The following is a 22,286-nucleotide window of genomic DNA, read 5'->3' as shown; positions in this document are numbered from 1 at the left end:
AAGGATCTCTTGTGTCTCAGATTGAAGCGGATGCATTAACTGCAGAAGTAGTGGCAGAGTATCTGCGTGATAACCCTGATTATTTCGTTGATCGCCGAGAACTGGTGGATCGTCTTGCATTGCCTCATCAAGAGCAAGGTGCGGTATCTTTGGTTCACATACAGCTGAATCGTCAACGTCAACGTATTGAAGAGCTGGAAGAAGAAATTACAGCCTTTATGTCGTTAGCCGCGAACAATGATAGAACCTTCCATGAATTTATGGATCTGCAAGAGCAGATCTTAAAGTGTGACTCGTTATTGGCAGCGATTAGAGCGATTGAAAGTACAGCTAAGAAATTGGATTTAGTTGCCTACGTACGCTTGTTTGATGCTCCGTCAAAACATTATCGAACCAGTTTCGAGCATTATCAACGTTTTGCGACCACTAACCTCAATGGTAAATTGGCTTACTTAGGGCGAATGCGTAAAGCTGATCGAGAACTATTGTTTGGTGAGCAAAATCGCTCTCCAGAGCTTGGCTCTTATGTTGTGTTACCTTTAGCGAAAGGAAAGTCGCAAGGGTTAATCGCTTTCTCTAGTGGAGACGGTGGTCATTTTCAACCCCATATGGATACTCTATTTTTACGCCATTTAGCATTGGTCTTATCACATGTGATTGCGACATTGCCTTGGCATATGGACATCAATGAGCGAATTAGTACAACCTCTGCCTAACGGCTTACAAAAGCCCTTGGAACGCTTCTACGAATATCTACGAAGTGAAAAAGGGCTTAGTCTTCATACCCAACGTAATTATAAGCAGCAGCTTGAAACCATGGCGCGACATTTAGTCAGCATGGGTTTGAAAGAGTGGACACAAGTTGACGCGGCTTGGGTTCGACAGTTGGCAAGTAAAGGAATGCGTGAGGGGATGAAAGCAAGCAGTATTGCAACGCGGCTTTCTTCGTTACGCAGTTTTTTTGATTTTCTCATTCTGCGCGGTGAATTAGCGGCAAACCCAGCGAAAGGTGTTTCAGCACCGCGTAAACAGCGTCCATTACCAAAAAACCTTGATGTCGATGAAGTTGGTCAGTTACTTGAAGTGACCGACGACGATCCGTTGTCGATTCGTGATCGAGCCATGATGGAGCTGATGTACGGTGCTGGTCTGCGTTTGGCTGAAATGGTAAGCGTGGACGTTAAAGATGTCAGTTTTTTTAGTGGTGAATTACGCGTAGTGGGTAAAGGCGATAAAGAACGCAAAGTGCCATTTTCTGGTTTAGCCAAAGAGTGGGTTGGTAAATGGCTAAAACTACGTTCCGATTTTGCTAAAGGGGACGAGAAGGCATTGTTCGTCTCAAAATTGGGCGTTCGGATCTCTCATCGGAATGTGCAAAAGCGTATGGCAGAGTGGGGGCAAAAACAGTCGGTTTCGAGTCACATTAGCCCGCACAAATTACGTCACTCATTTGCGACACATATGCTGGAGTCGAGTAATAATTTACGTGCTGTGCAAGAGTTGTTAGGGCATGAGAATATCTCTACCACACAAATTTATACTCATTTGGATTTTCAGCATTTAGCGGAAGTCTATGACCAAGCACATCCACGAGCAAAAAAGAAATCGGAAACATGAAACTAGTAGGGTGAAGCGATGAAATTTTACCGTCAGTTAAAGCCAATTCAGGCAATGAGCTTTGATTTGGACGATACCTTATATGATAACCGTCCGGTCATCACTCGCCTTACTCGCGAGGCAACGGCTTGGTTTCATCAGCATCACCCAATCTCAAATACGCGTGACGATGCTTGGTGGCTACAACTTAAACTCAGTTTAGCGGAGCAAGATAATTGGCTATATAGCGATTTGACCTTATGGCGACATCGCACTACACAGGTAGGGTTAACTCAACTGGGTTACTCATCTCAACAGGCTAAGCAAGCGGCGGATGAGTTACTTGAAGTGGTATTCTCTTTGCGTAGTGAGTTCGTCGTACCAGATGAAACGCATCATGTCATGAATCAACTGGCTGAAAAGTACCCGCTGGTGGCTATCACTAATGGTAATGTCGATGTCGAACGAATTGGTTTGAGTGGCTATTTTGTTTTGATTTTAAAAGGTGGGCGAGACGGTCACGCCAAGCCTCACCCGGATATGTTTGTTAAAGCGCAGCAGTTTCTTGGCGTTGATAGTCATTCAATTTTACATATTGGTGATCATCTTAAGACCGATGTCGCAGGTGCCAAACATAATGGATTTCAAGCTTGTTGGTTTAACGACCAAATCCCGTCTCTACGCCAAGCCCGTCATGGGAGTGTGCTACCTGATATTGAAATCCATAAACTAAGATCATTGTTATTGCTTTAATATCACAACCTTAAAGTATGACCACTCTTATCCGCTTTAAATACTCGCATATAGTGGCAGAAGAAATCATCGAGCTGTTTGGCTTCGTTGCTTAAACCAATGCTTTTGATGATTTCTGCACCCACTTCTAATGTGCACAGATGTCCTTGTTGTTGATTGCGTCTTAGTTGATAATTTGATTGCTCGCTTGGCTGTAAATGAACGCAAGCTAACCCTGCCAGCCAAACGCTTTTTCTCAACATCTTTCCTGCTTCCTGCCATGTACCATCAAGAATGATGAACAGTGGTGTTTTTCCAGCCTCGGTACTCACACTATTAGCCTGTGATAATGGTAGGCTTTGTTCGCCGGGAAAAACTAAATAGGGCTGATATTGTTCATTGTTAATGAGCGCCATCAATTGAGGGCAGGGAGCTTTTCGTTGCCAAATATGCTGACTGGTTGAAGGAATGGCTTTAAGGAGCCATTGCCCAGTATTGGTTTCTCGGTTGAGTTCGTTTTCATGCATCAGCAGTGCGATATGGATCGGTGTATCAAAATGAGGCACTAAGTCACAGACACACTGGTGATGCAGACCACAACCTGCACAGGCGGATAGTGGCAACATTACAGTCTTACTCCCTCTTGATGTGGAGTGAGACCGTCGCTAAACAGCTGTACTGGGCTAATATCATCAAAACTGGCGACGGGAGCCGTACTAGGGTTTAGTGGGTAGTTGGTTTTATCGAAACGAAGCACATGTTGATTTGGCTGAGAGCCACCACCGCGAACAAACAGTATTAAGTCACGCCAGCCACTATTGGTTTTGTGTCCCAAATTCAACGGTGTGTTGACTAATGTAATTCGGCTATTGAAGCGCCAATTTTGTTGATGGTTTTCAAAAATTAACAATGTGCACCCACCTGAACCGCACCAATCTAACTGGGTTAAGAGCTCTTTCTGCCCATCGCCATTTAAATCATAAGTAAGCCAACGGTAGCGGGTATCACTCGCGTCGGTGTTGTTGTGCTCAAAGTATTCACGTAAAACGCGATCGACCTTAGGGCTAAACTCCGCTGATGATGAGATTGCTCTCATGTTATTTGATGTTGGTGATTGATTCGCTTCAGTTTCACTTTGTTGATGCTTGAACAGAACTAATCCACCATCCGCTATTGGGTAAATGACCTCTCCAACTTTTTCCTTATCGGCGTTAAGTGTATTGTCGTTACGTGTAAACAGACGTTCAGATAGCAGAGGTTGCTGCTGGTGATGTGTCATGACCACTTGAACTTGATGTGGACTTAATGATTGCCAATAGCCACGCTCAACTAAATCTCCACTGCCATCTTGATAGCGGTAAGTGGTGGTTGCTGAGTGGTCACCTTGCATATCCAAAATAACACTAAAACTGCTGCTCTTCGTTGACTCTGCTTGGTAGATGCCTGTCCAATCGAGGGTTGCGTCAGCATTGGAGAGTGTGGCACAGCCTTGGTAGTTCTTTCCATCGATCTGTAAGATGGCACTCCAACCATAAAGGCTGTCGCTCATACCATCAGAACAACTGCGTAGGTTTAATTCTAACTGCCCTTGTGCAAAACTATAACGGCGGCGATTGGGTTCGATGTGAGAAGAGTTGATGGCAAGAGTTTGCTTTTGACCACCCATAGGCTGAAAGGTTAAAGCTGAAGGGCTAAAGTTCAATGACCAAAAAGGTTCGTTGCCAAAAGCCCGAGTAGGCTGGATCTCACGATCGCAACGATTTGGGTTTTCTGCGGTAAGTAAATTAACTTGTTCGACAACAAAACGAGCATTGTAGTCACCGTCAAAACCCTCTTGGCTTGAGGTTTCTAAATGACCAATCATTTCCCCGTACATAGGTTGGTACGGGTGGTTGATTAAACGCATTGCCTGTTTGAACTTGTCGTTATCAACTTCAAGCCAGTATTGTATATCGCTGCCACAAGGCTGAATAGATTGTGCTTCATGTCCAAGAATGACTTCACCACGAATAATGAATGCTTGCGGATTAATGGAATTAGGTTGCTCTAAGTTCGCCAGAGGTACAGGGGACTTGGCTTGTTCGGCTTGTGATCCAAAATCGAACATTGAGCACGCTTGCAACGCTAAAAGACCGGCCAGCATCGCTGGGATTCTCAATGCCTTCATGCTATATCTTCCTTCTCCGAATTTATACTGAGGACATTATGGCATATTGGCTGTTTAAAACTGAACCAGACACTTTCTCAATTGACACTCTACAGACACAAAACTGTTCATGTTGGGAAGGGGTACGTAATTACCAAGCACGTAATATGTTACGTGACGAAGTGAAGGAAGGTGATTTAGTGTTGATATACCACTCCTCATGTAAAAACGTGGGTGTTGCTGGAATAGCTAAAGTGACGAGAGAGTCTTACCCCGATCATTTTTCTTTTGATATGGAAAGTGATTACTTTGATGCAAAGTCAACCGTGGAAAAACCACGCTGGTTTATGGTCGATATTGAGTTTGTTAGAAAAATGGATCGTGTGATTCCGTTAGCGGTATTAAAAGCGATGCCAGAATTGACGGGTTTACCACTAGTGAAGCGTGGCAATCGCCTCTCGGTTATGCCTGTTTCTGAGGCGGAGTGGCAAGCGATTCTAACCAAAGAGCACCTGCCATCGCGGCAAAAATAAAGGCAACCGAAGCTGCCTATATCGAAATTACAATAGATGATCTTGCAGATAGTGAGCTACCGCGTCATCAGCGTTACTACCAATCACTTCATTGTTTGGTAATGTATCTTTCAATCGTTGGTGAGAGGTTTCCATTACTAACCCTTTACCTGCCATTTGCAGCATTTCCACATCGTTCATGCCATCACCAAAAGCAATACAGTTTTCAAGACCTAAGTTAAGCGATTCGGCGATCACTTTAAGCGCTCCACCTTTGGATACGTTCGCTGCCATTACTTCTAAACACCAAGGTGTTGAGAAGGCGATATTTAATTGCTCGCCAAACTTCTCATTCAGTTGTTGTTCAAATTTAACTAAGTAATCGTGCTCTTGATTTGGATGGGTGAAGAACAATTTTGCTATGCCATCTGTTGGTGGGTTGTTCACATCGTACAAGGTATAGCTAAAACCAGATTCTTCGTGGTAGTTGCGCAAGAATTCGTCATCACGATCGAGCATCCAGTCTTCGTTGCGGTAGATGTGAATGAAAATTTCAGGATCAACTTTGATCGTGTCGATCACTTTTGCGACTAAATCCATTGGTACGTTGTTGCTATACATTAGCTTGTCGTTCTGATCATGAACGCGTGCACCGTTTGAAGTCACCATGTAAGCAGGAATGCCCACATGCTCACGAATACCGGCAACATCAATGTGGTGACGACCAGTTGCAAAGATAAATGTGAAGCCTTTGTCATGGAGATCTTTAAGCGTTCTCTTTGAGAAATCACTCAGTTTATGATCGGGAGCTAAAAGCGTACCGTCAAGATCCGAGGCTACCAGCTGGAATGGAGTATCTTTGCGTGTTGTGATCATATTACCCTCATTTGAACATAACGCTGCAATGCGAAGAACCGAATTGCGAGAACACTAAGTTTACTCCAATTGAGGAACGAAAAAGAGGGTAAAAAACAGTCGCACTATTTCCTTATTTTTATTTAGCTCAGTGAGCTGAGAAAAATTGTAGTGTGCTCTGTAATGCTTGGTTGCGATACTTGTCTTGCTCGAAAAAGAGTTCGTGTTTTGCACCGTAGATAATATGCATGGCGCAATGCCTATTGGTTTTGGCCAGTTTTTTAATGAATTGCACTTGAGCGTCGTTGGCAACGATTTGATCATTGCTGGCTTGCAAGAGCAGTAGCGGTATCTTCACCTGACGTGTCATTAAAAGACTTTGCTTACAGGAGATGAGCCCTTGCCATACCCAACGTGTACTTGCGCCACCAACTTGTAGCTCGGGTTGGTTGTCATAAAGCTGGCGAAACCATTGATAACGAGTATGACTTTGGCTGAGCAAATTACCTTTGTAGGGTTTTGAATAGTATGGCGCTTGCCCTGGAGCATAAGTCGGCTCGGCGTGGAACGCCGTAAGTAATTGGCCAACCCAACGCGCAATGGGTTTTAAATACCATGCGATATTAACGCCAAACATTGGCGCACTGAGTGCCATGGCATCGAAAGAGTGTTTGGGATGAGTTTGTATATAGCGAGCAATAACATTGCCGCCCATTGAGTGACCGAGTAGAAAGCGCTTTTTGTAGCGACTTAAATCAAACTGCTTCACCATCAACGCTAAGTCTTGTACATAATCATCAAACTCTTCAACATAACCAATATCGCGACTTTTCACTAAGCGATCGGAGAGTCCTTGACCACGATGATCGTAGGAATAAATGTTATAACCTTGGCGATACAGATCGTAGAAAAGCTCTTGGTATTTATAGGTGCATTCTATTCGCCCATTTACGACTACAATTGCTTTAGTATGGTGTTCTGAAGTGAGTGAAACCCAAAACAGATTGCGTCTGTCTGGTGAGCGTAAAAAACCTTCTTTGCGAGTGCTCCAGAGATCAGCAATTTCCTTATTGATTGCTTGCTCAAAATGAGACTCTTGAGTATAAGGAGGCGGATTGACTGCGCTGTTAGTGGTCATGGTTTGTGAACCTAAATTTCTTTGGGTTTTACGACAAGTTTTAATTATGTTTGGCTAATATAGATTAGTCGAGGGGTAATACAACATGGAATTGCATGTTTGGTTGGCGTATCTAGTAACCGCAACCGTTTTTAGCTTGGCTCCGGGATCTGGTACAGTCAACTCGATCAGTAATGGTTTGAGCTACGGTACGCGTAAATCTTTAGGGGCGATAGTTGGGCTACAGATCGGTTTGGCTTGCCACATTATTTTGGTTGGCGCTGGTATTGGTGCGCTGGTAGCGCAGTCTGCAATGGCGTTTACAGTGATTAAATGGGTAGGTGCAGCTTATCTTGTTTGGTTAGGCATTCAAAAGTGGCGCGACAAAACGAGTTTAGCGACTCTCAGTGGCGATGATCACCGCTCAGGTTGGGCGTTGTTGCGTAGTGCAATAGTGATTAATTTGACCAATCCTAAATCCATAGTTTTTTTGGTCGCGCTATTTCCGCAATTTATTAACCCAAGCCAGCCGCAATTGATTCAGTTTGCTGTTTTAGGTATTACAACTGTGGTGATTGACGCAATTGTGATGCTGGGTTACACCACGCTGGCATCGCAAATGGGACGTTTCATCCGTTCTGAGAGAGTGATGGGGAAGATCAACAAAGTATTTGGTTCCATGTTTGTTGGTTGTGGTGCACTATTAGCCACAGCTAAATCGTAAAATACTGATAATATTAATAATATAGTGAAAAATGAAAGATACTTATGTAGCGAGACAACCAATACTCAATGCTCGAAGGCAAACCCTCGGGTACGAGTTGCTGTTTCGTGATGGGGAGCAGAACGCTTACCCTGCACATATAGAATCGAACCGAGCGACTTACCGTTTAATTGCTGAAAATTTTTTGAGCATTGGCACTAACCCTGCCATTGCCCATTCTCGTTGTTTTGTGAATTTTCCGTACCAAAGCCTGTTGCGTCGTCTGCCTTTATCGTTACCGAAAGAAAAAATCGTGATAGAAGTCTTAGAGACTTGTCAGCCTACTGACGAGTTGTATGAGGCGATTCTTGAAATTAAGCGCCATGGCTATATTATCGCACTGGATGATTTTGCCTACAGTGTAGAGTGGGAGCGTTTCTTACCTTTAGTGCAAATAGTAAAAATCGATATTTGCGCGATGGGTTTAGAGAATGCTTGTCAGTTCGTAAAACAACGTTTAGCTGCAGGTAGCAAGCGAAAGTACTTAGCGGAACGTGTCGAGACAGAGCAAGAATTTACCAAGGTTCGTGAAGCTGGCTTTCATTTTTTCCAAGGTTTTTTCTTTAGCAAACCTGAAATGATACGCCAGCGTTATATCAGCCCAGAGCAAATGATTGCTATGGAGCTGTTTAAAGAAGTATGTCAAACGGAAGTTGATTTTGCGAAGGTAGAACGCATTGTGGCAAGGGATGCGACGCTTTCATACAAATTACTCCATTTTGTAAACAGCCTTTCTGACCGATTGGAAGTGACTATCTCTTCATTTCGACAAGCGTTAATTTATCTGGGGCAAGATCGACTAAAAATGTTTGTCTCTTTAACGGTTGCCTCTTTCATCTCCACCAAGAAACCCCGTGAACTGCTGTGTTTGTCTTTGCAGAGAGCGCAGTTTTGCTCATTAATGTCGACTCATAACCCATTACAACAGCATAAAGAGCAAGCTTTCCTTATTGGCTTGTTCTCGATATTAGATGCAATGTTCGATCTTTCTATTGAATATCTAGTAGACCAATTGCCACTTAGCCAAGCGATTAGGTTAGCTTTATTAGAGCGCCAAGGTCCTTACGGAATATTGCTGACGATTGAAGAATGCTATGAGCGAGCTGATTGGCAAGGTATGCAAAGTGCCTGTGATCTGCTCAACTTGTCTATTGATGATGTAATGTTGAATATTTCGGAAGCTCAGCGTTGGAGCCAATCCATCCAAAAAATCAGTTAGTTGCCCTAATCCTGCTCATCTCTTAAATGAATGTTTTATGACACGTGCTCTGAGACGCTTGATCTTGGTTTTAAAATAAATAAGAATATATGCATATCCATATGTGAGTATATTTATGTTGCCCCATCAGTTTTTCAAGTTACTTTCTGACGAAACTCGAGTGCGTTGCTTGATGTTAATTATGCGAGAAGAGTGTTTGTCCGTAGGTGAGTTAACGCAAGCACTACAAGAAAGCCAGCCGAAGATTTCTCGTCACCTTGCTCAGTTGCGCTCTAGTGGCGTCTTGGTGGATGTGCGTCAAGGTCAATGGGTGTTCTATCGCCGTTCATCATCGCTTCCAGGATGGATGAATAAATTGATTGATGATCTGGTTGCTTCAAACTGCTTAAAAACCCAATACCAACTAGATACTTCAAGACTTCACGCGATACAGGCTCGTCCTGTGTGCTGCCAATAAATTTAGAAAGAGACACGATTATGACGATTAAAGTAGGAATAAACGGTTTTGGGCGTATTGGTCGCCTAGCACTTCGCGCGGCATTTGATTGGCCGGAGATCGAGTTTGTTTTGGTTAATGATGTGGCAGGTGATTGCAACACTCTTGCCCATTTACTTGAATTTGATTCGGTACAAGGACGCTGGGGTTATGAAGTGAGCACGGAAGGCGATGAGATGATTATCGCTGGTCAGCGGATTAAGACGACTTGTGAAAAAGAGATCGACTCTGTCGATTGGTCTGGTTGCGATGTCGTAATTGAGGCGACAGGTGTTCATCGTAAAACTGAATTTCTGAATAAATACCTCGCACAAGGTGTAAAACGGGTTGTGGTGTCTGCACCAGTAAAAGAAGAGGGCGTCGCGAATATCGTGATGGGGGTAAATGATGAAATCTTTAACCCTGATGTTCATCGTATTGTGACTGCAGCTTCGTGTACCACCAACTGTATTGCACCTGTCGTCAAAGTGATCAATGAAAAGTTGGGTATTGAGCAATCTTCATTTACCACCATTCACAATTTAACTAATACACAAACTATTCTCGATGCACCACATAAAGATCTACGCCGTGCTCGAGCCTGTGGTATGAGTTTAATTCCAACTACGACGGGTTCGGCAACCGCAATTGTAGAGATTTTTCCTGAGCTTAAAGACAAGATCAATGGTCACGCAGTGCGAGTGCCGCTGGCGAATGCGTCACTTACCGACATTATTTTTGATGTGAAACGCGACACTACAGCGCAAGAAGTTAATGCACTCTTGGAGCAAGCTTCAGAAGGGGAACTCAAAGGTATTCTTGGCTTTGAAGATCGCCCATTGGTGTCAATTGACTATAAGGGTGATCCGCGTTCGACCATCGTTGATGCGCAATCGACCATGGTTGTCGGTACGCGCATGGTAAAAATTTATGCTTGGTACGATAACGAAATGGGTTATGCAACCCGCACGGCGGAGTTAGTCCGTAAAGTCGGCTTGGTATAAGGAGAAAGTAATGACACATCCAACATGGCAACTGAGTGTCGATGAGGGCGCACTGATTTTAACCCCTTGCCCGGGAACCAAAGAGGCTTCATTACAAGAAAGCTTGGAACAATTGAAGGCGCAAGGTGTTCAGGCGATTGTGACCGCGCTTGATTACTCTGAACTGGCTGAGAAGAACGTGCTTCAACTTGGTTCACTGACGAAAGAGCTTGGCATGCAGTGGTTTCAGATTGAAATTGAAGACGATTGTGCGCCGAATGATAACTTTGCCGCGAAGTGGCAAGTTGCATCGCCAGCACTGCATGAGATTGTTAATCAAGGTGGTAAAGTCGCCATGCACTGCATGGGTGGTTCTGGTCGAACAGGGTTACTCGCTGCGCATTTACTCCTAGAGCGTGAATGGGCATTAGACGAAATTATTTCTCAGGTTCAAGCATTGCGCCCTGGTGCGTTTACTAAACCTATTCAAGTAACTTATATCGAGCAGGTTGCTCAAGGCGAATCTTAGGTCGTGGCAGCTTTTGGAACATGGGTGTCCAAAAGCTCTCTTAGCTGTTCATATAAGGTGGTCTATGTTTTCCAATTTGAGCAAAAGTGTTCGCCAATACATGCTGGTGACGTTTAATTATTGGAACTTCACCATCACAGATGGTGCGCTTCGAATGCTGGTGGTGCTGTATTTCCATGATTTGGGCTACGGTACGCTGGAAATTGCCTCACTTTTTCTATTTTATGAATTTTTCGGTGTGGTCACGAATTTAATTGGTGGTTGGTTAGGCGCGAGGCTAGGGCTAAACAAAACCATGAATCTAGGGTTGGCGATGCAAATTGCAGCGCTAGTTATGCTCGCCGTGCCAAATGCTTGGCTGACAATTCCTTGGGTTATGTTGGCACAAGCGATGTCGGGTATTGCAAAAGACCTGAATAAGATGAGTGCTAAGAGTTCAATTAAAACCTTGGTGCCAGATGATCAGCAAGGCGCTTTGTACAAGTGGGTAGCGATCCTTACTGGTTCAAAGAATGCGTTGAAAGGGGTCGGTTTCTTTGTCGGTGGCTTATTGCTTTCGCTGGTGGGTTTCAAAACGGCAGTATTACTCATGGCTGGCGTACTAACTCTTGTTTTACTGGGGAGTTTGTTGGGTCTAGAAAGTAACTTGGGTAAAGCGACGATTAAGCCTAAGTTTAGCCAAATTTTTTCTAAATCAGAGTCGATAAATATTCTCTCTGCCGCACGTATGTTTTTGTTTGGTGCCCGTGATGTATGGTTTGTTATTGCGTTGCCTATTTACCTAGGCAGTACATTTGGTTGGTCTCATTTATGGGTGGGGGGATTTCTTGCACTTTGGGTCATCGCTTATGGTTTGGTGCAAGGCATAGCCCCGAAGATCACCGGTAAAGCACAAGGACGAGTACCTGATGGCCACGCAGCCTTAGTGTGGGTGGCGTTACTGGCGGTTATCACCGGAGGTATTGCTTACGCGGTCCAAATTGAATGGCATCCACAATGGGTTATCGTGGTGGGCTTGTTTGTATTTGGTGCCGTTTTTGCCATTAACTCTTCACTGCACTCATATTTGATTGTCAGTTATGCCAAAGGTGATGGGGTATCACTGGATGTTGGCTTCTACTATATGGCGAATGCCATGGGGCGCCTAATCGGTACGATATTATCGGGATGGGTATTTCAAATGGCAGGTCTTTCAGCTTGCTTATGGGTATCATTTGTTTTCCTTGTCATTACCACGCTTATCTCTATTAGGCTACCTAAGTTAGAGGTAGTTGCGAGCTCGTAATCATCACCTGACATTTTTAAACGTTTACTAAAAGCTGACTAAACCGTTACATCACATTGGTTTAGTCGGCTTTTTTATTGCTATATTCAATACACTTGGTTTATCGATTGGTCGTTTATGAGAGAACGTGTTCGTTTTTTTGATCTTTTACGTTGCGTAGCTGCCATTGCTGTCATCGCTATTCATGTCCTTGCGCCTTATCGACATGAATTGGGGATGATTCCATTTGATCAATGGGCTACGGCAGTCTCAATAAACAGCATTAGCCGCTGGGCGGTGCCGGTGTTTATTTTGATCACTGGCGCGTTAATGTTGAACGATAAACGCGAATTTGAGATTGGTTATTATATCAGACGCCGTTTGGGTAAAGTGATGGTGCCATTTTTAATTTGGTCGCTGTTTTACGCTTACCTTTCTGGTTGGTCAGCACAAGGCTTTGATAGCCAAGTGGCGAAAGAGGTGTTACTCGAAAGCCCAAGCCATGCTACTTACTACCATCTTGGTTTTTTTTACTACTTCATTCCGCTCTATTTTGTGATCCCATTTTTTCAATGGGTCGTAAAGCAAGGCAATGATGGCGCACTGTACGCTTATGTTGGTATTTGGTTAGTGACGACCTTATTGTATCTGTTGGGTATAAAAGGGCCTTGGAGTGCTGAGATGTGGCTTTACAGTGGTTACTTGCCCCTTGGTTACCTACTGTATCAAAAATTGCCACTTAGCCGCTTGGCTGTGATTGGTTTGACATGGTTAGGGGGAATCTCTTTGATGCTCACCGTTTTTATGGTGATCTCGAATAGTGTTGATATAGGGGAATATACGGTAGGTCGTTGGTTGTCTTATAAGACGCTGAATGTAGTCTTGGCTGCGAGTATGATTTTTATAGTTTGCCGCTATATGTGCGAATTCCTTTCCTCGCGGGCGAATAGCGTGATTGGATTTATCAGTCAGTACAGCCTAGGTATTTATATACTGCATCCAATTTTTTTGTGGCCGATGAAAGCGTTTGAATGGTATCAAGGGCACCCAGTTTGGGTTATTCCGTTATGGATATTAATTAGTGGTGGTGGTGCGCTAGCATTAAGTTGGTTACTAGCGCGAGCAAAAACAACAGCATGGCTGTTGCCTTAGTGATGACATTAGCAAGAATGGATTAGCGCTTCATTGCGAAATGAAGGAATTTATCACCTTGATAGGTGAGTGTGCCTTTGTCGCCAGGGTTTAATGCGTGAAAATAGTGAATGCCGATTTGAAATTCCCGTTTTGGTCCCAGGCGACCTCGTTGGACGTAGATCCAATATTCTTGATCATCTTGACCTAGTGAAGCGTCTTCAATCTCAATGACCTGTTTGTCTAATACAATGACATCGACGCTTTGCTCCGGCGCATTTTCACCTTGCATGTGCCGACGATAGAAATTGGTAAAAACCCAACCCGCCAAAAGACATAGCAAAGCAATGGCGAAAAATATTGAAATAGGCATCAGTTCCTCCCCATGAACTTAAGGGTGCATTCTAGCTACTTTTTCGACGTGATGTTGACTATGCTCTGAGATATAAAGCACATAATGTTCATGTCGAAAATAGATCTTCGATCTATATCACAAGCTATTGATGCTTAACTCGTTAATCTAGTCATAATTAGATAATTCATTTGTATGATTAGCTTTGCAACTTGTTTTATTAGAATGAGAATAGGGATGGAAGCTGTAGTACAGATACAGGGAGAGAAGTTATGTCAGATATCGATAGCGTAGTTACACGCACCCGCAAGATCGAGCATCTGCTGCGAACACAATACCATGCCAAAGGTAAAGGTCTACATCAGTTGATTACTAGCTGTGAAGAACGCTTACCTCATACCATTGTGGGTAAGCTGCGTTTTATCGCAACTGTTCGTAATAAAGTGGTTCATGAATATGATTATGAACTAGAGAATCGTCGTGAGTTTCTTGCAGTTTGCGATGAGTGCGAAAAAGAGCTCACACCTAGAAGTAGTCGCTTTATTTGGCGAGTTGCAATATCACTGATGACGTTGATCACTATAGCTGCAATGCTGTTTTATTACGCTCATTGGGATGTTTTATCTGAACACTTCTAATTATTGAATTGAAATGAATAAAATAGATAGTTTTAGTGAAAGGTGCAAAATTTGAAGTGCGCTTAATTATTGTTCGGCAATTGTCTATTATTCGGGCATAAAGCAAAAAGGGACGCCATGGCGTCCCTTTTTGCTTTTTAAATTTGAACTAGTACATCATCGGAAGAGTCATCAAACCAACGATGACTGCGATCATTACAAGTCCTTGTTTTTGTGAAGAAGTAATCATAGTTGTGCTCCCTAAAGATGATGTTGGAATCTATGTTTTACAGAATAGCAGAATTTTACTGCTTTGATCAAGGAATAAGCGCAAAACAGACTAAAAAAACAAATTAATGGTCTCGATTATGCCGATTTATCGCATTATGCCGTATGCAATTTATCACTTCTCCTGTTGGTGATTTTTTGTTTTTAATTGGGGTTTGTATTTAAGTTGCTGTAAATAAACAATAAAAAATGCGTTTAATAAGTGTTCGCTTGTTTTTTTTGTGTTTTTGGTGTGTTCGGTTTGCTAGATCGTATTTTTGCTTGTTTATCGTGGTTTTTGCTTTTTATTCTATGCTTGGATGCAATAAATTCTCATCCAGTAAGAGTGCTATGTGATTTACTAGGCAAAAAATTATTTTCAGTTTTTGTAGTACATCATTGCTCTTGGCTCTAAATTGCTATTTTTTTATGTAAGACTCTGTATTTGATGAATAAATTGATTATTTTTGTTTGTTGTTTTATTCCGGAAATTTGTCTTTATTTGCTTTTATTTGGCTTACTGGTTGTCAGGCTAGAAAGTGGATTTTTTTTGCTAAAAATGATGAGTATTGAAATCGAAATGTGATGGTAGAAAAACGAATCAGGATTGAATCGCTACCAAGATCCAAGTTTTTTGGTCTGATTGTGGACAATTGACACTCCGTGCCTAAACTGGCCGTTCGAAGTTATAGAGGTGTCATCATGTGGAGCTGGCTTGCTGTCGCACTATCGGGGTTTATTTCAACCTCTGCTTGTGAAAATAACCAACCTAAACAAGCGATGTTTTTTTCTTGTTTTTCACTGGTATTACTACTTTTTATGCTTTGGGGGCAAGAGAGCTTAGTTGGGCAGCTTGAGTGGTGGGTTTCGCTTGGGCTTGTTATATCTATGTTTGCTGATGGTCTTTATATTACGAAGGGTTTCAAACGTTTCTGCTTTGCGGGTTTTATTGCTGCTCAGCTTTGTTATAGCACTTCTTTTTGGTTGCAGCTCTCTGGAGAAGTTGTCTGGTGGCTGGCTGCTATGCTATTGGCTATGGGTATCGTTGCGTTTTTCTTACTGCTTCCCAAAATAGACCGTCTGATCTTTCCTGTTGTTATTATGGGCATGGTGTTATTGCAGTTAAATTGGGTTACGGGTGAGTTATGGCTGTTACAACAAAGCCAGCAAGCTCTATTCGCGTTTATTGGTAGTATGTCTTTAACCACTTCCGCAGTACTATTAGCGATCCATGACTTCCGCCATTCTATTTTTTTGGGGCGCTACCTCATTTCAGGTAGCTATTTGTTAGCCCATTCGTTAATAACGGCCTCCTTCATTATCTGATATCAAAGACGGATGAGCTTTGGATCCTCTATTCTTGGCGGTGTTTTACATCTTCAGGAGTTATCTACAATGAATGAAATTCATGCCCACAAAGTGCTTAATTTATTACGCGAAAAACCAATGACTGAACAAGAGTTACGTGAAGCTGTTTTGGTTGAGTTTGGCGAGCAAGTAAAGTTTCGTACCTGCAAACTAGCCGATTTTGACTTTGAAAAACTACTCACCTTCTTTATCGAAAAACAGAAAATTACCCAAGTCGGTGAGCGCTGGGCGATTAATTTAGAGCAAGTTTGTAGCCATTAGAGTTGAGTTTAAAGTGCCTTGAAATCGCTAAGGTTTAAGGTAAACAGGCATTACCGCTGAGATCGGTATATACTTCGCCGAAAAGTCTTGGAGGTAAATGATGGACATTATTTCGGCAGCGACCTTGCTGTTTTTGATTATGGACCCATTGGGAAATCTCCCGATTGTTCTATCGATTTTAAAACATTTAGAACCTAAACGACGTCGTATCATACTGATTAGAGAGTTATTTTTTGCTTTAGCGATTTTGTTGTTGTTCCTGTTTGCAGGAAAAAGCATCATGGCTTTCTTGCATGTACAGCCTGAAACATTGAGTATTTCTGGCGGCATCATTCTCTTTATTATTGCGATCAAAATGATCTTCCCTTCAGCTGGCAGCGTGACTGGACTTGCTGCGGGAGAAGAGCCATTCATAGTGCCAATGGCGATCCCAATGTTGGCTGGTCCATCAGTGATTGCAGCAATACTATTGTTGTCTACACAGCACCCCAATAGATTGGTAGAGCTCTCCGGTGCCGTTTTTATCGCGTGGTTAGCGACATTTATTATTCTGATGTTTTCCGGTGTGTTACATCGACTATTAGGTGAAAGGGGTTTAAAGGCGGTAGAGCGCTTGATGGGGTTATTGCTCGTAATGATCTCTACACAGATGTTCCTTGATGGTATGAAAAGTTACATGAATATTTAGAAATAAAAACGCCGCTTTCAAGAGCGGCGTTTTTATTTCAGTACTTTTTACATCATATGCTTACGACGGATATCGAGTAGGGAAAATATACCAAATATCAATATCGACCATTTTTCCCAGCTACTCATCTCAATCTTGTCACCGAACGCACCGATGAAGATCAGCATTTGCAAACCATGCATAAAAAACAGAAATGCCGTTAGAATATAAAGTGCGATTGCCGCTGTGCCAGGAAATGGCATAAAAATATTAAGGATTAGAATAAACCATACAAATCCAATCGCGGCTTTTGCTAACATAATCAGTGCTTTCATCATTTGTCCTTTATGCTGGTTGTCGATGGTAAAGGCGGAAGCTCACTTGACCTGCATTCTTTTCGCGGTACAAATGCCAATTTTCCGGAATACCATCAATGGGCAGCTCTTTTTCAGTTTCAATATAAATCATGGCATCTTCAGCGAGCCAACCATTTTGTTCAAGTAAGGATACTGTTTCGCTTAACAATCCTTTACGAAATGGTGGGTCGATAAAGACCACATGTTGTGGTGTGCCTGGTTGACTTAAGAAAGCCAACGCATCGGTATTTTTTGCCGCGATATTTACAGCTTTAAGTGATGCTATATTTTTCTCAAGTTGTTTAAATACCGCGGGATTGAGTTCAATCAATGTGACTATTTCAGCTTGACGTGAAGCTGCTTCAAAACCTAAGCCACCCGAGCCTGCAAACAGGTCGAGGCATTTGGCTTGAGGTACATCTTGTGCTAACCAGTTAAATACGGTTTCTTTGACGCGATCGGTGGTTGGACGAAGTCCTTGTGCATCGTGAACGGGCAATTTTCGTCCACGCCATAAGCCACTAATAATTCGAACAAAGCCAGTTGAAGGTTTATTTTGTGATGTGTTTTGCTGGGGACGTCTTACCATAGATTTTTTGACCGCTAATAAAGTGATACTATACCCAGTCGCTCAGCGTTTACGCCCTGAGTACAGCCAAATTTCATTGATGACAAAGTGTAACCTTAAATCGCTTTGAGCGTGGTAACTTTTCACTCTGTTGTCATTTTCTTTTTTCATTCTGCCATGGTGGGGTGAAAAAGAATGAGAGTTAATTAAGACAATCTAGGATATCCCCCAGATGACGGAAAAAAAGAAGCGTGGATTACTTTCTTGGCTTGGTTTCGGTGATGAAGACCAAGTCAAGCAACCAGGCGAAGAACAACAAGTAGAACCATTACAACCTGAAGTGGAAGAAAAGCAAGAAATCGTTGCCGAACCAGAACCCATTGAACAGGCTACAGAAGCAGAAGCAGAAGCAGAAGCAGAAGCAGAAGCAGAAGCAGAAGCAGAAGCAGAAGCAGAAGCAGAAGCAGTTGTAGTGGAGCGAGTGCAAGAACAAGAAAAACCAACGGAAAGTTTCTTTGCGCGACTAAAGCGAAGCCTTGCGCGAACGAAAGCCAATATTGGAGCAGGTTTCTTTGGTCTGTTCAAAGGAAAGCAAATTGATGATGATTTGTTTGAAGAGCTAGAAGAGCAGTTATTGATTGCTGATGTTGGCATGGACACGACTTTGAAGATCATCGAGAGCTTAACGGAAAAAGCGTCTCGCCAGGATCTTAAAGATGGTGAAGCATTATACGGTTTACTAAAAGAAGAACTGGCAGAGATTCTGTCGAACGTAGAGCAACCTCTTGAAGTTGATAGCAACAAAACACCTTATGTAATTTTGATGGTTGGTGTTAACGGCGTTGGTAAAACGACCACTATCGGTAAGCTTGCGAAGCAATTCCAATCGCAAGGTAAAAAAGTTATGTTGGCGGCAGGGGATACCTTCCGTGCTGCAGCGGTTGAACAGTTGCAAGTGTGGGGAGAGCGTAATGATGTACCTGTCATTGCTCAACATACTGGTGCGGATAGTGCCTCTGTTATTTATGATGCAATTGAAGCGGCGAAAGCTCGTGGTTTCGATGTGGTTATTGCGGATACCGCAGGTCGCTTGCAAAACAAAGCCAACCTAATGGAAGAATTGCGAAAAATTGTCCGTGTAATGAAAAAGATAGATGATTCAGCCCCACATGAAGTCATGCTGACTCTAGATGCGGGGACGGGGCAAAATGCAATTAGCCAAGCGAGATTGTTTAGCGATGTTGCCCCCGTGACTGGTATTACTCTGACTAAACTAGATGGTACGGCAAAAGGCGGCGTGATCTTTGCGTTGGCAGACCAATTCCAAATCCCAATTCGATACATCGGTGTGGGTGAAGGTATTGATGATTTGCGTCCGTTTGAAACACAAGAGTTTATTGACGCACTATTTAGCCGAGAAGATTAATCGGTTTGTGAGTAAGAGGAACAGCGGGTGATTAAGTTTCAGCAAGTAAGCAAAGCTTACCGTGGTGGTCGGCAAGCCTTACAAAAAGTCGATTTTCATCTTCATCGTGGTGAAATGGCCTTTTTGGGTGGTCACTCAGGTGCTGGTAAAAGCACCCTGCTTAAATTGATTTGTGCGATAGAACGTCCAACCGACGGAAAAATTAGCTTCAATAGCCACGACATCACCCGGATCCCAAATAAAGACATTCCTTTACTACGTCGAAATATTGGTATTGTATTTCAAGATCATCGCTTACTGATGGATCGTACGGTTTATGACAATGTTGCTTTGCCGATGCGTATCGAATCTATCTCTGAGAATGAAATTAAACGCCGTGTGTCTGCGGCGTTGGATAAAACAGGGTTATTGGATAAAGCGCGTTGCTTACCTAGCCAGCTTTCTGGTGGCGAGCAGCAGCGTGTGGGAATTGCACGCGCGGTGGTCAATCGTCCAACCTTGCTACTTGCCGATGAGCCAACAGGTAACTTAGATCAAGAGCTATCTAACCGAGTGTTAAAGTTACTTGAAGAATTCAATCGAGCAGGAGTGACGATTTTGCTCGCCACGCATGATGTAAATTTGGTTAATTCACGTCCGCAATATCGCCACTTGGAGCTGAATCAAGGTTTTTTGAGTGAGGTTGAAGATTATGGCCGCTAATACGCGCAATAAGAAGGCGGCGAAAAAGACTGATCGCGTTAAACGCGATAGCTATTTTTCTATTCATTTTAAACAGGCGAAAGTTTCATTTCTTAATCTGTGGTCGCGCCCGATGGGTAATGTCTTAACTCTAGCCGTCATTTCGATGGCGCTGACATTGCCTGCTACACTCTATCTTCTTGGCAAAAACATTGCGGTGGCGACGACGAGTGTCGCTGGTCCATCTCATGTCAGTGCTTATATTAAAGAACAAACATCAGAACCTCGAATCATGGTGTTGAAAGATGAGTTAGAGAGTTTGCCTGAAGTGATGGCGGTGGAATACATTTCGCCGCAGCAAGGTTTAGCAGACTTGAGCCAGTACTCAGGCTTTGATCAGGCTATTTCATTGTTAGAAGATTATTCACTACCAGGTGTACTAGTTATTTCTCCTGCGAGTGATGACAAGCAAGCTGTTAGTGCGTTAGCTGAGCGAGTGCGTGTGGAAGATGAAATTAGCGATGTTCGTATGGATGAAGATTGGTTAAGTCGTCTTGATGCAATCAAGAACTTGGTGGCGGGTATTGTGGTAACACTATCGGTATTGATGCTGGGCTCAGTGTTTTTAATTGTCGGTAATACGTTACGCTTTAATGTCCAAGCCAACAAACATGAAATACAAACCATGAAATTGATTGGTGCGACAGATGGTTTCATTTTACGACCATACTTATATTCCGGTATGTGGCTTGGTTTGCTTGGTTCGTTAACCGCTTGGATTCTTACAGCGCTAATCACAATTTTACTTAACAGCAGTGTGGAACAATTAGCGGTTCTGTATGATAGCCACTTCCGATTAATCGGTTTAAGTTGGGACGAAACCTTACTGTTACTGATGTTGGGCACATTTCTAGGTTGTTTGGCGGCAAAAGTGTCGGCCCAACGCCATCTCAATGAAATAGAGCCAGTTTAAATAAGTGATTAAATATTTATCACAACTTTACTTGCAAAAAGTAGACGCTACCGTATACTTTTTCACTCGTTGAGACATTTTGTTTGAACAATTTTAGATCCTGTTGTGTGAATCCTGTTCATTTAGGGTTCAGTATTGATGATCTAAAACTACCAATCCAGATCATAGTTTGATGAGGACTTGAATGACTAAGCAAGCGTATGCGATAGCTGCAGTTTCACAAGATAGCTTAGATAGCTACATCCGTTCAGTGAATCGGTATCCAATGCTGAAAGTTGACGAAGAACGTGAACTTGCAGAGCGTTTACATTATAACGGCGAGATCGATGCTGCTAAGGGCTTGATCCTTTCGCATCTGCGTTTTGTCGTGCATGTTGCTCGCGGTTACTCTGGTTATGGTCTGCCAATGGCTGACTTGATTCAAGAAGGCAATATCGGTCTTATGAAAGCGGTAAAGCGCTTTAACCCAGAAGTTGGGGTTCGCTTGGTATCCTTTGCTGTTCATTGGATTAAAGCAGAAATTCATGAGTACGTTTTACGTAATTGGCGTATTGTGAAAGTCGCAACAACTAAAGCGCAACGCAAACTGTTCTTCAATCTACGTAAGTCGAAAAAACGCTTAGGTTGGTTTAATAGTCGTGAAGTTGAGACTGTTGCGCGTGAGTTAGGTGTAGAACCATCAGAAGTACGTGAAATGGAGTCTCGTTTAGCGGCTCAAGATGCGACTTTTGAGTTCACAGCAGATGATGATGACAATGGCACATCTAGTTTAGCACCGATGCTTTATCTAGAAGATAATTCATCAGATGTGGCAGAAAATGTCGAAGCTGCTAACTGGGAAGCTCATACTAATAATCGCTTGAGCCACGCATTAGCAACTCTTGATGAGCGCAGTCAGCACATTGTACGTTCACGTTGGTTGGTGGATCAGAAATCGACCTTGCAAGAACTTGCTGAGAATTATGGTGTTTCTGCTGAGCGTATTCGACAACTTGAAAAGAATGCGATGAAGAAGCTTAAAATGGCAGTTGGAGAAATGTAATTTCGACGCGCTAAGAATTTAGAAAAAACCGAGATCAAATGGTCTCGGTTTTTTTATGCCTGATCACTTTATGCGATCTCTTTCGTTCTAATACCCTGTGGGTAACTCTGTGATGAAATTCTTGGTTACATGTCAGCAAGCAGGGTGAATAAAGGCTTAAACGCATTATGTCGATTGGGGATATAGTTATAATTACACACAAAAAAACAAGGATCATCACTACATCTAGTGGATCGAAATTGATTTAGACACTTTATCAACGCAATCCACAGGTTTATCCACAAATGGTGAAGAAGTGATCGTAAGTGGATAACCTTATTCCTACCGTGTACTTGTTGAGCATTGGATAGGTTACAATGTTGTCACTAATAAAAAGCCGAAAAGAG

At 42.8% G+C, this 22,286-nt stretch carries 26 protein-coding genes; 19 read left to right on the top strand and 7 right to left on the bottom strand.

The window, feature by feature from the left end:
- Positions 1 to 11: 11 nt before the first annotated feature.
- Genes L4C38_RS19735 through yigB form a run of 3 tightly spaced genes read left to right on the top strand, consistent with a single transcriptional unit; the run spans position 12 to position 2,349 of the window.
- Entirely contained in the window at positions 12 to 716 is a 705-nt protein-coding gene (locus tag L4C38_RS19735; RefSeq protein ID WP_428799259.1) for a DUF484 family protein, read from the top strand.
- Entirely contained in the window at positions 688 to 1,617 is a 930-nt protein-coding gene (xerC, locus tag L4C38_RS19730) for a tyrosine recombinase XerC (RefSeq protein WP_428799258.1), read from the top strand. The genes L4C38_RS19735 and xerC overlap by 29 nt, the downstream gene beginning before the upstream one ends.
- An 18-nt stretch (positions 1,618 to 1,635) precedes the next feature.
- A complete protein-coding gene (gene yigB / locus L4C38_RS19725) occupies positions 1,636 to 2,349 on the top strand; it encodes a 5-amino-6-(5-phospho-D-ribitylamino)uracil phosphatase YigB (protein WP_428799257.1) in 714 nt (237 codons plus the stop codon).
- Between the two features lie 2 nt (positions 2,350 to 2,351).
- Here yigB and L4C38_RS19720 read toward each other — a convergent pair whose 3' ends face one another.
- Together L4C38_RS19720 and L4C38_RS19715 are read right to left on the bottom strand one after the other, a co-directional pair.
- A complete protein-coding gene (locus L4C38_RS19720) occupies positions 2,352 to 2,954 on the bottom strand; it encodes a tRNA-uridine aminocarboxypropyltransferase (RefSeq protein ID WP_428799256.1) in 603 nt (200 codons plus the stop codon).
- The gene (locus L4C38_RS19715) at positions 2,954 to 4,495 is read right to left on the bottom strand and encodes a COG3650 family protein (RefSeq protein WP_428799255.1); all 1,542 of its coding nucleotides are present in this window, start codon (positions 4,493 to 4,495) and stop codon (positions 2,954 to 2,956) included. Before L4C38_RS19715 ends, L4C38_RS19720 begins: the two co-directional genes overlap by 1 nt.
- A gap of 38 nt (positions 4,496 to 4,533) precedes the next feature.
- Between L4C38_RS19715 and L4C38_RS19710 the strand changes: the two genes are divergently transcribed.
- A complete protein-coding gene (locus L4C38_RS19710) occupies positions 4,534 to 5,007 on the top strand; it encodes an EVE domain-containing protein (RefSeq protein ID WP_428799254.1) in 474 nt (157 codons plus the stop codon).
- A 27-nt stretch (positions 5,008 to 5,034) separates the two neighbouring features.
- On the opposite strand, the gene L4C38_RS19705 is transcribed toward L4C38_RS19710, so the two are convergent.
- Together L4C38_RS19705 and L4C38_RS19700 are read right to left on the bottom strand one after the other, a co-directional pair.
- Positions 5,035 to 5,862: a Cof-type HAD-IIB family hydrolase gene (locus L4C38_RS19705; protein WP_428799253.1), complete on the bottom strand. Its 828-nt coding sequence runs from the start codon at positions 5,860 to 5,862 to the stop codon at positions 5,035 to 5,037.
- Positions 5,863 to 5,989: 127 nt separating this feature from the next.
- A complete protein-coding gene (locus L4C38_RS19700) occupies positions 5,990 to 6,979 on the bottom strand; it encodes an alpha/beta fold hydrolase (protein WP_428799252.1) in 990 nt (329 codons plus the stop codon).
- Positions 6,980 to 7,064: 85 nt separating this feature from the next.
- Here L4C38_RS19700 and rhtB point away from each other — a divergent pair, with 85 nt between their 5' ends.
- The 7 genes from rhtB (at position 7,065) to L4C38_RS19665 (ending at position 13,343) form a co-directional block, all read left to right on the top strand.
- On the top strand, positions 7,065 to 7,682 hold the full coding sequence (gene rhtB / locus L4C38_RS19695; RefSeq protein WP_428799251.1) for a homoserine/homoserine lactone efflux protein: 618 nt from the start codon (positions 7,065 to 7,067) through the stop codon (positions 7,680 to 7,682).
- Between the two features lie 31 nt (positions 7,683 to 7,713).
- A complete protein-coding gene (locus L4C38_RS19690; RefSeq protein ID WP_428799250.1) occupies positions 7,714 to 8,940 on the top strand; it encodes an EAL and HDOD domain-containing protein in 1,227 nt (408 codons plus the stop codon).
- 115 nt (positions 8,941 to 9,055) lie between these two features.
- On the top strand, positions 9,056 to 9,397 hold the full coding sequence (locus L4C38_RS19685; RefSeq protein ID WP_428799249.1) for a metalloregulator ArsR/SmtB family transcription factor: 342 nt from the start codon (positions 9,056 to 9,058) through the stop codon (positions 9,395 to 9,397).
- A 20-nt stretch (positions 9,398 to 9,417) separates the two neighbouring features.
- Positions 9,418 to 10,419, top strand: coding sequence for an ArsJ-associated glyceraldehyde-3-phosphate dehydrogenase (locus tag L4C38_RS19680; protein WP_428799248.1), 1,002 nt, complete (start codon positions 9,418 to 9,420; stop codon positions 10,417 to 10,419).
- A gap of 10 nt (positions 10,420 to 10,429) precedes the next feature.
- Complete coding sequence (locus L4C38_RS19675; RefSeq protein WP_428799247.1) at positions 10,430 to 10,927, top strand: cyclin-dependent kinase inhibitor 3 family protein; 498 nt, start codon at positions 10,430 to 10,432, stop codon at positions 10,925 to 10,927.
- A 64-nt stretch (positions 10,928 to 10,991) separates the two neighbouring features.
- Positions 10,992 to 12,212: an organoarsenical effux MFS transporter ArsJ gene (gene arsJ / locus L4C38_RS19670; protein WP_428799246.1), complete on the top strand. Its 1,221-nt coding sequence runs from the start codon at positions 10,992 to 10,994 to the stop codon at positions 12,210 to 12,212.
- A gap of 117 nt (positions 12,213 to 12,329) precedes the next feature.
- Positions 12,330 to 13,343 carry an acyltransferase gene (locus L4C38_RS19665; protein ID WP_428799245.1) on the top strand — a complete coding sequence of 338 codons (1,014 nt, stop codon included), beginning with the start codon at positions 12,330 to 12,332 and terminating at the stop codon, positions 13,341 to 13,343.
- Positions 13,344 to 13,365: 22 nt separating this feature from the next.
- On the opposite strand, the gene L4C38_RS19660 is transcribed toward L4C38_RS19665, so the two are convergent.
- Positions 13,366 to 13,695: a DUF2500 domain-containing protein gene (locus L4C38_RS19660; RefSeq protein ID WP_428799244.1), complete on the bottom strand. Its 330-nt coding sequence runs from the start codon at positions 13,693 to 13,695 to the stop codon at positions 13,366 to 13,368.
- Between the two features lie 251 nt (positions 13,696 to 13,946).
- On the opposite strand from L4C38_RS19660, the gene L4C38_RS19655 reads away from it, so the two are divergent.
- The 4 genes from L4C38_RS19655 to L4C38_RS19640 all read left to right on the top strand — a co-directional run bounded on the left by L4C38_RS19655 (position 13,947) and on the right by L4C38_RS19640 (position 16,875).
- Positions 13,947 to 14,312, top strand: coding sequence for a DUF4145 domain-containing protein (locus L4C38_RS19655; protein WP_428799243.1), 366 nt, complete (start codon positions 13,947 to 13,949; stop codon positions 14,310 to 14,312).
- Positions 14,313 to 15,260: 948 nt separating this feature from the next.
- A complete protein-coding gene (locus tag L4C38_RS19650; protein ID WP_428799242.1) occupies positions 15,261 to 15,884 on the top strand; it encodes a lysoplasmalogenase in 624 nt (207 codons plus the stop codon).
- Between the two features lie 69 nt (positions 15,885 to 15,953).
- A complete protein-coding gene (locus tag L4C38_RS19645; protein WP_428799241.1) occupies positions 15,954 to 16,187 on the top strand; it encodes a YecH family metal-binding protein in 234 nt (77 codons plus the stop codon).
- Positions 16,188 to 16,287: 100 nt separating this feature from the next.
- Positions 16,288 to 16,875, top strand: a complete 588-nt coding sequence (locus tag L4C38_RS19640) for a YhgN family NAAT transporter (RefSeq protein WP_428799271.1) — start codon at positions 16,288 to 16,290, stop codon at positions 16,873 to 16,875.
- A gap of 47 nt (positions 16,876 to 16,922) precedes the next feature.
- Here L4C38_RS19640 and L4C38_RS19635 read toward each other — a convergent pair whose 3' ends face one another.
- Both L4C38_RS19635 and rsmD read right to left on the bottom strand, forming a co-directional pair.
- Positions 16,923 to 17,189, bottom strand: coding sequence for a DUF1145 domain-containing protein (locus L4C38_RS19635; protein ID WP_428799240.1), 267 nt, complete (start codon positions 17,187 to 17,189; stop codon positions 16,923 to 16,925).
- Positions 17,190 to 17,199: 10 nt separating this feature from the next.
- Positions 17,200 to 17,799: a 16S rRNA (guanine(966)-N(2))-methyltransferase RsmD gene (gene rsmD, locus L4C38_RS19630; protein ID WP_428799239.1), complete on the bottom strand. Its 600-nt coding sequence runs from the start codon at positions 17,797 to 17,799 to the stop codon at positions 17,200 to 17,202.
- 211 nt (positions 17,800 to 18,010) lie between these two features.
- Here rsmD and ftsY point away from each other — a divergent pair, with 211 nt between their 5' ends.
- The 4 genes from ftsY (at position 18,011) to rpoH (ending at position 21,900) form a co-directional block, all read left to right on the top strand.
- A complete protein-coding gene (gene ftsY / locus L4C38_RS19625; protein WP_428799238.1) occupies positions 18,011 to 19,204 on the top strand; it encodes a signal recognition particle-docking protein FtsY in 1,194 nt (397 codons plus the stop codon).
- Between the two features lie 27 nt (positions 19,205 to 19,231).
- Positions 19,232 to 19,906, top strand: coding sequence for a cell division ATP-binding protein FtsE (ftsE, locus tag L4C38_RS19620; RefSeq protein WP_428799237.1), 675 nt, complete (start codon positions 19,232 to 19,234; stop codon positions 19,904 to 19,906).
- Complete coding sequence (ftsX, locus tag L4C38_RS19615; protein ID WP_428799236.1) at positions 19,896 to 20,858, top strand: permease-like cell division protein FtsX; 963 nt, start codon at positions 19,896 to 19,898, stop codon at positions 20,856 to 20,858. Before ftsE ends, ftsX begins: the two co-directional genes overlap by 11 nt.
- Before the next feature lie 184 nt (positions 20,859 to 21,042).
- Positions 21,043 to 21,900, top strand: coding sequence for an RNA polymerase sigma factor RpoH (gene rpoH, locus L4C38_RS19610; RefSeq protein ID WP_428799235.1), 858 nt, complete (start codon positions 21,043 to 21,045; stop codon positions 21,898 to 21,900).
- The last annotated feature ends 386 nt before the right edge of the window (positions 21,901 to 22,286 follow it).

The sequence above is a fragment of the Vibrio kasasachensis genome, assembly GCF_050337565.1.
In the GTDB taxonomy this organism is placed as follows: Bacteria; Pseudomonadota; Gammaproteobacteria; order Enterobacterales; family Vibrionaceae; genus Vibrio; species Vibrio kasasachensis.
This window is presented reverse-complemented; position numbering and strand designations above follow the sequence as displayed.

Excerpts from the sequence above, each read along its gene's own strand:
- L4C38_RS19635 (WP_428799240.1), bottom strand. The coding sequence starts at position 17,189 with ATGAAAGCACTGATTATGTTAGCAAAAGCCGCGATTGGATTTGTATGG.
- L4C38_RS19680 (WP_428799248.1), top strand. The coding sequence starts at position 9,418 with ATGACGATTAAAGTAGGAATAAACGGTTTTGGGCGTATTGGTCGCCTA.
- L4C38_RS19665 (WP_428799245.1), top strand. The coding sequence starts at position 12,330 with ATGAGAGAACGTGTTCGTTTTTTTGATCTTTTACGTTGCGTAGCTGCC.
- xerC (WP_428799258.1), top strand. The coding sequence starts at position 688 with ATGAGCGAATTAGTACAACCTCTGCCTAACGGCTTACAAAAGCCCTTG.
- L4C38_RS19720 (WP_428799256.1), bottom strand. The coding sequence starts at position 2,954 with ATGTTGCCACTATCCGCCTGTGCAGGTTGTGGTCTGCATCACCAGTGT.
- L4C38_RS19660 (WP_428799244.1), bottom strand. The coding sequence starts at position 13,695 with ATGCCTATTTCAATATTTTTCGCCATTGCTTTGCTATGTCTTTTGGCG.
- rpoH (WP_428799235.1), top strand. The coding sequence starts at position 21,043 with ATGACTAAGCAAGCGTATGCGATAGCTGCAGTTTCACAAGATAGCTTA.
- arsJ (WP_428799246.1), top strand. The coding sequence starts at position 10,992 with ATGTTTTCCAATTTGAGCAAAAGTGTTCGCCAATACATGCTGGTGACG.
- L4C38_RS19715 (WP_428799255.1), bottom strand. The coding sequence starts at position 4,495 with ATGAAGGCATTGAGAATCCCAGCGATGCTGGCCGGTCTTTTAGCGTTG.
- L4C38_RS19650 (WP_428799242.1), top strand. The coding sequence starts at position 15,261 with ATGTGGAGCTGGCTTGCTGTCGCACTATCGGGGTTTATTTCAACCTCT.
- L4C38_RS19690 (WP_428799250.1), top strand. The coding sequence starts at position 7,714 with ATGAAAGATACTTATGTAGCGAGACAACCAATACTCAATGCTCGAAGG.
- rhtB (WP_428799251.1), top strand. The coding sequence starts at position 7,065 with ATGGAATTGCATGTTTGGTTGGCGTATCTAGTAACCGCAACCGTTTTT.
- L4C38_RS19675 (WP_428799247.1), top strand. The coding sequence starts at position 10,430 with ATGACACATCCAACATGGCAACTGAGTGTCGATGAGGGCGCACTGATT.
- L4C38_RS19710 (WP_428799254.1), top strand. The coding sequence starts at position 4,534 with ATGGCATATTGGCTGTTTAAAACTGAACCAGACACTTTCTCAATTGAC.
- L4C38_RS19705 (WP_428799253.1), bottom strand. The coding sequence starts at position 5,862 with ATGATCACAACACGCAAAGATACTCCATTCCAGCTGGTAGCCTCGGAT.
- ftsX (WP_428799236.1), top strand. The coding sequence starts at position 19,896 with ATGGCCGCTAATACGCGCAATAAGAAGGCGGCGAAAAAGACTGATCGC.
- rsmD (WP_428799239.1), bottom strand. The coding sequence starts at position 17,799 with ATGGTAAGACGTCCCCAGCAAAACACATCACAAAATAAACCTTCAACT.
- ftsY (WP_428799238.1), top strand. The coding sequence starts at position 18,011 with ATGACGGAAAAAAAGAAGCGTGGATTACTTTCTTGGCTTGGTTTCGGT.
- L4C38_RS19655 (WP_428799243.1), top strand. The coding sequence starts at position 13,947 with ATGTCAGATATCGATAGCGTAGTTACACGCACCCGCAAGATCGAGCAT.
- yigB (WP_428799257.1), top strand. The coding sequence starts at position 1,636 with ATGAAATTTTACCGTCAGTTAAAGCCAATTCAGGCAATGAGCTTTGAT.
- L4C38_RS19640 (WP_428799271.1), top strand. The coding sequence starts at position 16,288 with ATGGACATTATTTCGGCAGCGACCTTGCTGTTTTTGATTATGGACCCA.
- L4C38_RS19685 (WP_428799249.1), top strand. The coding sequence starts at position 9,056 with ATGTTGCCCCATCAGTTTTTCAAGTTACTTTCTGACGAAACTCGAGTG.
- L4C38_RS19645 (WP_428799241.1), top strand. The coding sequence starts at position 15,954 with ATGAATGAAATTCATGCCCACAAAGTGCTTAATTTATTACGCGAAAAA.
- L4C38_RS19700 (WP_428799252.1), bottom strand. The coding sequence starts at position 6,979 with ATGACCACTAACAGCGCAGTCAATCCGCCTCCTTATACTCAAGAGTCT.